Raw genomic sequence first — 10,479 nt, 5'->3', positions numbered from 1 at the left:
GGCCGCGCGAGTGGGTTCGATCGCGCGGCCGGCGGCTCAGCGTTCTTCCTGGATGCCGGTGTACTGGTTGGGCATCACGACGCAGTACAGGCCGCCGGTCTCGTTGGTCAGGCAGTAGACCGGCCGGGTCTGGTCGGAGTTGCCCGCCTCGCGCTGCTCGCCGACCTTCTGGATGGTGATGCGTCCCGGGTCCTTGGCCGGCTCCGGCACCGGCTTGTCCCACGGGTGCCACGCCAGCAGGCCTCCACCGATACCGGCGACGAGGATCGCGGTGGCCAGCAGGCCGTGGCCGGGCCGGGATTGATCGGTCGTCGCCGGTGGCCGGGGCGGCGACGGTTGCGGCACAGGAGTTTCCGGGTGCGACATGGCGGACAGTTGAACATCATCGCGGCCTCGACCGGACAGGCGGTCACGTCCGGCGCGTGAGCCGGGGATCCGCCCGCTCGACCGGACGCGAAGCCGGCCACGCGCCCGTGGTCACCGCGCGGAGGAGCCATTCCAGCGGCCCGTAGCGGTGGCCGCGGAGCCACAGCGCGCTGAGTGCGAGCTGGACCGCGTAGATGCCGACGACGAGCCCGGCTACCGCACCGTAGGACAGCGTGCCCACCAGGCCGAACCCGTAGGCGGTGAAGACAACGCCCAAGATGGCCGATTGCAGGAGGTAGTTCGACAGCGCGACGCGGCCCGCCGGGGCGAACACGGCTGCGACGCGGGTGTCGAACAGGCGCAGCAGCGCGGCCACGTACCCGCCGGCGAGGAGTGGCGCGGTGAGGACGGTGACCCCGATCGCGAGGGTCTCGGCGCCGCTCCCCGGGTGGTTCACCGCGACGTAGGCGTAGAAGCCGGCCCCGACGAGCCCGATCGGCAAGCCGGCGCGCAGCAGCCACGACCACAGTGCCCGGTAGCGCCGAGGTTCGGCGAGCACCTGCGACTTGCCCGCCGCGAACCCGAGCAGGAACATCGCCAGGGTGCTCGGAGCCTGCACGAACACGACGAGTTCGAGCGTGCCGGGCAACTGGCGCAGGTGTTCGGCGACAACCGTCGCCGCGGTTCCCCGGTAGGCGGCCACCGTTTCGGCGACCCGCGCGGACATCACGGTGGCGTCGACCGGGGTGTGGGTGAGCACGTCGAGCACGCCCAGCAGGGTCCACACCGTGCCGCTGACGAGCAGCAGACCCACCGCGAGCCGGACCGCGCGCCTCGGGGTGGTGCCGCGCAGCGCCAGCAGGACGAGGCCGAGCACGGCGTAGGTGACGAGGATGTCGCCGTGGAACAGGAGCACGGCGTGCGCGGCGCCGATCGACGCGAGCGCGACGTGCCGGCGCAGCATCCGTGACCGGAAAGCGACGCCCCGCCGCGCGGCGGCATCCATCTGCAGCGTGAAGCTGTAGCCGAAGAGGAAGGAGAACAGCAGGTAGAACTTGGTCTCGAAGAACATCGAGACGATCCACTGGACGGCCGGGTCGCGTGCCGGATCGGCGATTCCGGAGGCGTAGTAGCCGGTCGCGAACGCCCACACGTTGACAACCAGGATGCCGAACAGCGCGAACCCGCGCAACGCGTCCAACCGCTCGATGCGGGGTTGAGTAGTCACGGCACCCTTTCATAAACCGAGTAGTCGGTCTAATATTGGGTCCCGTCACCTCCACCGTCAACCCCGCTGGTTGAATCGGCCCATGCGCACCGTCGACCCAGCCAAGCGCGAGGCGAAGCGACTCCGGATCCTGGCGGCCGCGGCGCGGTGCTTCGCGCGCAAGGGGTTCGGCCAGACCCGCACGGCCGACATCTGCGCCGAGGCGGAGATGAGCTCGGGCAACCTGTTCTACTACTTCGACAGCAAGCAGGACATCTTCGCCGCGGTCGTCGAACAGGACGGCGCCGACACCGAGGCCCTGTTCGCCGACCTGTCGACCGCCGAGCCGTGGGACGCGCTGACGACGTTCTTCGACCTGGCGGTCGGCTTGGCCGCCGACGCGGACTACGCCCGGCTCACCCTCGAGATCGCCGCCCAGGCCCACCGCGACGAACGGATCGCCGCCCTGGTCGCGTCCAACGACCGGTTGGTGCGGTCCGGCCTGGCCGACCTGGTCGACCGGGCGACCGGGGCAGGCCTGATCGACCCCGGGCTGGACCCGAGCACGACCGCCACCTGGCTCGCCGCCCTGGTGGACGGCTTGTTCAACCGCGTGGCGGTGGACGCCGGCTTCGAGCCGAAGCGCGAACGCGAGACCCTGCACCTGGTCCTCAGCCGACTCTTGCGCCACGTGGACGACGTCGAATCCTGAGTGTCCTTCGGAACCTGACGGCGCCGCGACCAAGTGGCTCCACCGCACAAGCCCACGCTGTCACCGCGCGTGATCCCGGACCCGGCCGTTCGCCGGCAACCCGAGCGCCGTTCACCGGGGCCGGGTCGCGAGTGCTCGCCCGCGTGGAGGACGCGCGCTGACGACGTCGCGGTAGCTCCGCGTGACGTGACTACGATTTCGGGGCGAGGCCGGGGAAAGGTGTGGCCCGCTCTGGTTTTCCGCGGCGGAGGGCAGGGACGTGACGCAGACGCTCACCGCGGTCGAGGTCGCGGGGCCCCACCGGTGGCGGTGGGTGCTCGGCGACCGGTCCGGGCGGGTGTTGGCCGATCACCAGGTGGACCTCGAGGTGGGCACCGCCGAGTACGAGGCGTTCTGCGACCTGGTCGGGCACCTGGACCGCCACCGGCTGCCGCACGACCCGATCGGCTCGGAGGCCGCGGCCGTCGACCGGGTCAGCGCGTGGATCAGCGAGCGGGTGTTCGGCGACGCGCTGCTGTCCCGGTTGTCGGGCTCGGTGCGGGTGGTCGTGCCCCACGACGCGGAATTCCTGCTGTCCCGGCCGCTGGAGCTGGCCCGGGTCGACGGTGTTCCGTTGGCGCGCAAGCAGATCAGCCTGGTCTACGAACCCGCCGGCCTCGACCCGCCGGACGGCAAGGAGGACGTGGCCGGCAGCGTCCGGGTGCTGGCGCTGTTCTCCGTGCCCGCCCGCTCGTCGGTCCTGGCACTGCGCCGTGAGCGGTACGAGCTGGCCCGGACCGTCCGCACGATCGCGGCGAAGTCCCGCAAGGCGATCGAGCTGCGGGTGCTGCAGTACGGCGTGACGCGGGAACGGCTCGCCGAGGCCGTCGAGGAGCACCCCGGCTGGGACGTGCTGCACGTGTCCGGCCACGGCGGGATCGGCGCGCTGGTGCTGGAGCAGGCCGACGGCGAGCCCGACGTGATCTCCACCGACGAGCTGGTCGACCTGCTGCGGCCCGCGCGCGACCGGTTGAAGCTGGCCGTGCTGTCGGCGTGCCGGTCCGGCGCGGCCGAGGCGGCGACCACGCTGCACGCGTTGGGGCTGGACGACCTGGCCGAGCAGGTCGCGCCGGACGACGGCGGCACGGCCGACCAGGTCGGCTTGGCACGTGGTCTGGTGCGGGAGCTGGGCATCACGGCGCTGGCCATGCGCTACCCCGTGGCGGACGGCTTCGCCGTCGCGCTGGCCGGTGAGCTGTACCCGAGGCTGTTCGGCGCGGGCCAGCCGGTGGACCGGGCGGTCGCGCTCGCGCTGCCCAAGGCGGTGGGCGGACGACCGACGGCCGCCGTGCCCGCCGCGTCCATCGGCACGCCGATGCTGATCGGCGCCGGGACCGTGGGCCTGTGCGTTGCGCCGCCACCGGGACGTGTCGTGCTCGACCCGTACGCCGAGCGGATGGCGTGGTTCCCGCCCGAGCCGGAGCGGTTCGTCGGCCGCACGCGGGCGTTGGTCGAGGCGAGCACCGCGCTGGCGCCGGAGAGCGGGCGCACGGGCGTGCTGTTCGTCGGCATGGTGGGCGCGGGCAAGTCCGCGTGCGCCTTGGAGTTGGCGCACCAGCACCGCGGCCGGTTCGGCGCGTTGGCGTGGTGGAAGGCGCCCGAGCACCCGGACGACTTCGGCCAGGCGTTGGTCGGCCTGGCCACCGCGCTGGAGACCCAGCTCGGCATCCCGATGCTCGACGCGGTGGCCGGCGAGGCGGAGCTGCGCCGGTTCCTGCCCCGGTTGGCGGCGGTGCTGCGCGAGGAAGTCGTGCTGCTGGTGCTGGACAACGTCGACACGCTGCTGTCGGGCGACGCGACGTGGCGGGACCCGTTGTGGGGCCTGCTGATCGAGTGCCTCACCGGTCACCGCGGCCTGTCGCGGGTCGTGCTGACCAGCCGGGTGGCGCCCGCCGACCTCGACCCGGACCTCGTGGTGGTGCTGCCCACGCACGCGCTGTCGATCGCGGAGTCGGTGTTGCTGGCCCGCGAGCTGCCGCACCTGGGCGTGCCGCTGCGCGACCAGCCCACCGCCGAACGCGCCACCGCACGTTCCGCCGAGGACCTCCACCTGGTCCGACGCGTGCTGAACGTCGCGCAGGGACACCCCGAGCTGCTCGAACTGGCCGACGTCGCCGCGGCCGAACCGGGCAGGCTCGCCGAGGCGCTGGCCGCGGCGGAGGCGGCCGGGCACGACACGCCGGTCACCGCGTTCTTCACCACGGGCGCCAGCGAGCTGGACGGTCCGCAGTTCCTGCGGCTGCTCTCGGCGTGGACGGGCACGGTGCTGGCGACGTTGCCCGCGCCCGCCCGCACGCTGGTGGAGCTGCTGGCGCACGTCGAGGAGGACGAGCGCCGGCCGTGGATCGTGCGCGTGGTGTGGCAGGAGGTCTGGCGGGAGCTGCACGGGCAGGACGCGCCGGCGCTGGAGGCGGCGCTGGCGCCGCTGATGGCCGCGGTGCTGGTGGAGGTCGAGGGCGACGACCCGACGCAGGACGTCTACCGGCTGCACCGCGGCGTCGGCGAGGCGATCCGCGCGGGCGCCGACCCGGCGTTCGGCGCGCTGGTCGACGAGAAGACGATCGAGTGCCTGGCGGCGGTGTACGAGCACGCGCACGCCGAGGAGGAGCAGGGCCGCTCCGGTGAGGTGATCGTGCTGTCCGGCCTGGCCGCCACGCCGTACCTGCTGCGCACCGGTCGGTGGGCGCAGGCGGTCGACATGCTGGAGACGGCGACCGACCGCGATGTCGCCCCGGAGACCACCAACCGGGCGATGAGCTACCTGCGCCACATGCTCGACCGCGACGAGGACGCCCGCGAACGCCCCGCCGTGACGGCCCTGTACGCCAAGCTGCTGTCCCGGACCGATCCGCAGGCGGCGGCCGTGATGTTCCTGGACCTCGTCCGGCTCGGGGTCGAGGTCGCCCGGTTCGACATCGCCTCGCTCGCCACCTCGGAGTGCGCGCGGATCTTCACCGACCACGGCGACCTCGAAGGAGCGCTGGAACTGGCGCGCGCGTTGCCCGGCTACTCCGACCTCGCCGGGTACGGCCCGTGGACGCGGGTCGCCGACACGTGCGTGGAGCTGACCGTGCTGACCAGGATGGGACGGCACCACGAGGCGGCGGCACGGGCCGTGGAGCTGGTCGAGGTGGTCGACGGGCTGGACGACGACGGCGGCGAGCCGGAACGCGCCACACCGGTGAGCGTGCGGGGCGTGGTGCTGAGCACCGCGTTGGAAGCGGTCACGCGCTTCGGCGACTGGGACGTCGCGCTGGGGCTGTGCGAGCGGATCGACGCGCTGCACGTGCGGCGTGGCGCGACCGACCACGAGCGGGCGCGGTCGCGGCTCGACACGGCCGTGGTGCTGCTGGCGCTGGGCCGCGTCGACGAGGCGGAGGACGTGCTGCGGCACAGCCAGGCCGTGTTCGAGGACGCCGACGACACCGTGCTGCTCGGCGAGGTGTTCCGGCTGCGGGCCAAGGTGCGCGACGCGCTCGGCCGGCCGGAGGACGCGCTGGCCATGGCGCGGGCGGCGTTGCGGTACTCCTACGAGAGTTCCAGCCCTTCGGTGCTGGCCGAGGGCCACGACCTGCTCGCCACCCACCTGGCCGCCACGGGCGAGCACGGGCGGGTGTGCGCGGCGCACCGCGCGGCGGCGAGCGTGCTGCGTGCCGCGTCGTCGCACGCCGAGCGCGGCACCACCGTCGTGCAGCTGTCGGACCTGCTGGAGCACGGGCCGGACCTGTTCCCCGGCTCGCTCGAGGAGATGGTGCGCACCGTCGAGCAGGTGCCCGGTGTGCGACTGGGCGTCGTGCTCGACATCCTGGTCCCGGACGACGCGGAGCTGGCCGAGCTGTTCGCCGACGTCGTCTCGGTGCCCCGGGAGAACCTGCGGATCGGTCAGGACGCCCTGGCCGACTACCGCGAGCAGCGCGAACTGCTCGTCACGGCCATCCACCAGACCGAGGAGGGCGGGCTCGACCCCGGTGTGTTCGGGGACGTGGACGAGACGAGCGCGGAGCTGTTCGCCGCGATCCTCGCCATGAGGCACCGCGACGCCGGGCAACGCCCGCGCGCAGCGCCGCCCGACGGCGAGCCGCGGCTGTTCGGCGCGCAGGTCGTGCCCGCGATGGGTGATCACCGCGGCGGCATCCGCTTCACCGACTTCGTGGAGCTGGACGGGCGGCCGTTCGCCGTCACCGCGGACGAGGAGGCCGTGCGGACGTGGGACCTGCGCACGCACCGGCAGGTCGGCGAGCCGCTCACCCGCTCCGGTCACCGCCTGCACGCGGCGGCCGTGACCACGTTGGCCGGGCGGCCGGTCGCGGTCGTGGGCCACGGGCCCGGTCTGGACGTGTGGGACCTGACCACGCGGGAGCACGTGACCGAAGTGGTGGCGCCGTACCGGTGGCGGGTGCGCGCCGCGATCTCCGCCGTGGCGTGCACGGTGTGGCAAGGGCGGGCGCTGGCCGTGACGGGCTCCTACGACTCCACCGTGCGCTTGTGGGACCTGGACCGCCGCGAGCAGGTCGGCCCGCCGCTCGCCGGCCACGACTCCGTGATCAGGGCGATCGCGTTCGGCGTCGTGGACGGGCGCCTGGTGGCGGTCAGCGGCAGCGAGGACACCACGGTCCGGGTCTGGGACGTGGAGCGGCACGAGCAGGTCGGCGTGCTGCGCGGGCACGACGACCACGTCGAGGCGGTCGCCGTCGGCGAGGTGGACGGCACGCCCGTCGCCGTCACCGGCAGCCGCGACGACACGATGCAGCTGTGGGACCTGCGCGAACACCGTGAGCTGGGTGACTACTTCGACGCGCACGAGGACCCGGTCGAGGCCGTGGCGTTCGGCGTGCTGCACGGCGCGCCGGTCGCGGTCAGCGGTGGCGACGACGAGGCGGTCCGCCTGTGGGACCTGCGGACGCGTGATCAGCTCGGCCCCGCGTTGACCGAGGGCCGGGTCGCCATGGGGATCACCGCGGTGGCCCTCGGCGAGGTGGCCGGCCGCCCGACGTTGCTGGCGGGCGACCGGGACGGGGTGCTGCGGGTGTGGGACCTCGACGTGCACCGGGAGATGGGCTTCGACGTGCCCGCGAGGTTCGCCGCCGAGCTGCCGTCGGAGTGGACCGACCCGGAGACCGGCGAGGTCTACGACCTCACCGGACCGATCGTCGACGACGGGGGTTCGCCGTGGCGCCAGGTCGACTTCGACGGCTTCGAGCCGATCCTCGCCGAGCCCGGCAGCGTCGGCGTCACGCTCAACCTCCGGGACGTGGACGACCGCTACGGCCTGACCGGCATCGTCAGCCCGCCACGTCAGCGACCGTCCGGCGAGGGCTGAAGCAGCCGGTCGTCCATCTGCCGGTGCGACACCAGCCCGGCCACGGCCGCGAGCGCGCCCGCGCCCAGGAGCACCGGCCGGGTGGCGTCGATGTCGAACGAGTGGTCCAGGAGGGTCACGGCCGTGGGGCCGACCAGGGTCACCAGCAGCGGGCCGAGGACGGTCGACAGGCCGAGGACCAGCTTCATCAGCGACTGGACCAGCGCCACCATCCGGCCGCGCATCGCGTCCTCGACCCGCGTGCCGATGATGGTGAGCCCGGTGAGGAACGCGATGCCCGCGCACGCGCCGACCACGGCCACCGCGACCAGGGCGAACCACAGGTGCGGCGCGAGTGACACGACGGCCAGGCTCACGCCCGCGCCCACGATCGTGACGCCGAACAGCCGGTTGTAGGTCAGCCGGCGGGACAGCTTCGGCGCGATCGCCATGCCCGCCGCCAGCCCGACGAAGACCGCGATGAACAACGTGCCGTAGGCGCTCTCGCCGCCGCCCAGGCTCGACGCGTAGAGCCTGGCGCTGCCGATCACCCCGCCCGCCGCGGCGAACGCGCCGGTCATGCCGATGACGAGGCCGCGCAGCAGCGGCGTCCGCCACGCGTACCGCAGGCCGTCGCGCATCATCACCAGGAAGCCCGGGCCGCCTCGCCTGCCCCGTGGCGCGGCCCGGCCGGACAGCTCCGGGATCCGCACCGCGATCAGGGCCGCGGACGACAGGTACAGCAGGCCGTTGACCACGACGGCGATCGTCGCGATGCGGAACTCCAGGTCGCCGTCCCGGACGCCCAGGTAGCCGGGGATGCCCGCGACCAGCGAGTAGAGGCTGAACCCGGTGACCGTGGTGATGCCGTAGGTCATCACCAGGCCGAGCTGGTTGGCGGTGTCGACCTGGTCCGGTCGGCGCAGCAGGTTCGGCACGGCCGAGTCCTTGGCCGGGATCCACAGCATCGCGCAGCAGCCGACCAGGAAGTTCGCCACGAACAGCCACCACGCCGTGCCGACGAACGCGATCGACAGGAACAGGCCGCCGCGGGCCAGGTCGCAGGCGACCATCACCTTGCGCCGGTCGAACCGGTCGGCCAGCACCCCGCCCAGCGGCGCGAACAGCACGCCGGGCAGCAGCTGGGTCAGGACCACCGCGCTGAGCGCGAACCCCTCCCACCCGTACCCCGCGGCCAGCTTCGTGACCAGACCGGTCAACGCCAGCAGCGACAGCCAGTCGCCGACGCTGCACAGGAACGTGACGCCCCAGAGCCGCCGGAACGGTCCGATGGACAGCACCGCCCGGACGCGGCGCGCCGTCGACGCCCCGGCCCCGTCCTCCTCGGCCACCACACCGACACCGTCGCCTTGAATGCCGCCACCCCCGCCGTAGTCGCAGATGATCAGACTAACGACGACGGGCCGGTGGCTCCCACGAGTTCCACGATCACGGCCGCCGGCGTGCCGGATCGCGCGTCGTCGCATTGGGCCGGGATGCCGTGTGACTTTCGACAAGTCGAGAAAAGTGCAGGTCACCGTGCCTCTCGAGGCCGGATTCAAGATCCTCGCGGCGGTGCGGAACCATATTGGCGACCAATGCGTCATGATCCGGTAGAGCCGAGCAACTGTGTTGGGGGTGCCACTGTGTCCGCTGCGTCCGTCGTGCCGATCCGGCCCGTCGTGGCCGTCGTGGCCGCTGTGGCCGCCGGGTCCATCGGGTCCGGGGTCGGCTGATGGCGGGCGAGAACCCCCTGGTCGAGGCGCCGCCGGCGGAGTCGGGTTCGTTCTTCAACGCGGGTACCGGTGACAACGGGTGGGCGACCGGTATTTCCATCGCGGAGTCGGCGATGGACACGTTCAACGGGATCAAGGACGGCAACTGGGTCGAGGCCGGCCTGGGCATGGTCGGGTTGGCGGCGGACGCGGCGGCGATGGCGATCGACCCGTTCGGCACGTTGTTGTCCTCGGCGGCGTCGTTCCTGATGGAGCACATGCAGCCGCTCAAGGAGATGCTGGACTGGCTGGCCGGGAACCCGCCGGTGATCGAGTCGTACTCCACGACGTGGAACAACGTCGCCGAGGAGCTCGGGAAGATCGCCGAGGAGTACGCGTCCGGGGTGCAGCGGGGCACGGAGGGGTGGACCGGGTCGGCGGCGGAGACCTACCTGGCCAATTCGGCGGTGCACGGTGACGCGCTGACGGGCGCGGCGTCGGCGGCGGGCACGGTGGGCACGGTCGTGGGCCTGATGGGCATGGTCGTGGGGTTCGTGCGGGAGATGGTGCGCGACCTGATCGCCGACCTGGTGGGCAAGCTCATCGCGTGGGTGTTGGAAGCGGTGTTCTCGCTGGGGTTCGGCACGCCGGTGATCGTGGCGCAGGCGGTGACCGCGATCTCGAAGTGGGCCGCGAAGATCGCCAAGATCATCCAGGACCTGCTCAACACCATCAAGAAGGTCTCCCCGATGCTCAAGCGTCTGGTCGAGGTCTTCGAGAAGATCATGAAGGTGGTCGGCAAACTGGCCGGCAAGGTCACGGGGCTGGACGTGCTCAGCCCCGGCAACATCAAGCCGGGTGGCTTCCTGCAGACCGGCAAGGCCGACATCGACACCCCCTCCGGCAGCCCTTCCGGCAACAGCTCTCCCGGCAACGGTGACTCGTCCACTTCGGACACCGCGGACACCGGCAACGGCAACGGCAACGGCACGCCTCCGACCACCCGTCCAGGCGACAGCACCACCACCTCCGGCACCACCACCGATCCGACGACCTCCTCGGCGTCACGGCCCGGCCGGGGCGACCCGACCGACGTGCCCACCCCGACCAGCCGCCCCGGACGCGACCCCGGCAGCCCCGA

5 protein-coding genes and 1 pseudogene are annotated in these 10,479 nt (G+C 72.6%); 3 read left to right on the top strand and 3 right to left on the bottom strand.

Translation table 11 applies throughout. The features are described from left to right. Positions 1 to 36: 36 nt before the first annotated feature. Together ABTZ99_RS43765 and ABTZ99_RS43760 are read right to left on the bottom strand one after the other, a co-directional pair. Complete coding sequence (locus tag ABTZ99_RS43765) at positions 37 to 366, bottom strand: hypothetical protein (RefSeq protein WP_498785749.1); 330 nt, start codon at positions 364 to 366, stop codon at positions 37 to 39. 43 nt (positions 367 to 409) lie between these two features. Next, positions 410 to 1,594 (bottom strand): DUF418 domain-containing protein, encoded by a 1,185-nt coding sequence (locus tag ABTZ99_RS43760; protein WP_499619044.1) that lies wholly within the window; start codon positions 1,592 to 1,594, stop codon positions 410 to 412. Positions 1,595 to 1,676: 82 nt separating this feature from the next. On the opposite strand from ABTZ99_RS43760, the gene ABTZ99_RS43755 reads away from it, so the two are divergent. Then, positions 1,677 to 2,285, top strand: a complete 609-nt coding sequence (locus ABTZ99_RS43755; RefSeq protein WP_499619042.1) for a TetR/AcrR family transcriptional regulator — start codon at positions 1,677 to 1,679, stop codon at positions 2,283 to 2,285. Positions 2,286 to 2,544: 259 nt separating this feature from the next. Then, entirely contained in the window at positions 2,545 to 7,644 is a 5,100-nt protein-coding gene (locus ABTZ99_RS43750) for a CHAT domain-containing protein (protein ID WP_499619040.1), read from the top strand. Here ABTZ99_RS43750 and ABTZ99_RS43745 read toward each other — a convergent pair. After that, positions 7,638 to 8,978: pseudogene (locus tag ABTZ99_RS43745) on the bottom strand (MFS transporter); the annotation flags it as partial. The gene ABTZ99_RS43750 and the pseudogene ABTZ99_RS43745 overlap by 7 nt on opposite strands. A gap of 380 nt (positions 8,979 to 9,358) precedes the next feature. Here ABTZ99_RS43745 and ABTZ99_RS43740 point away from each other — a divergent pair. Then, positions 9,359 to 10,479 (top strand): WXG100 family type VII secretion target (locus ABTZ99_RS43740; protein ID WP_499619038.1); only part of this gene is annotated, 1,121 nt, incomplete at its 3' end.

Source organism: Actinosynnema sp. NPDC002837, assembly GCF_040295345.1.
In the GTDB taxonomy this organism is placed as follows: Bacteria; Actinomycetota; Actinomycetes; order Mycobacteriales; family Pseudonocardiaceae; genus Actinosynnema.
This window is presented reverse-complemented; position numbering and strand designations above follow the sequence as displayed.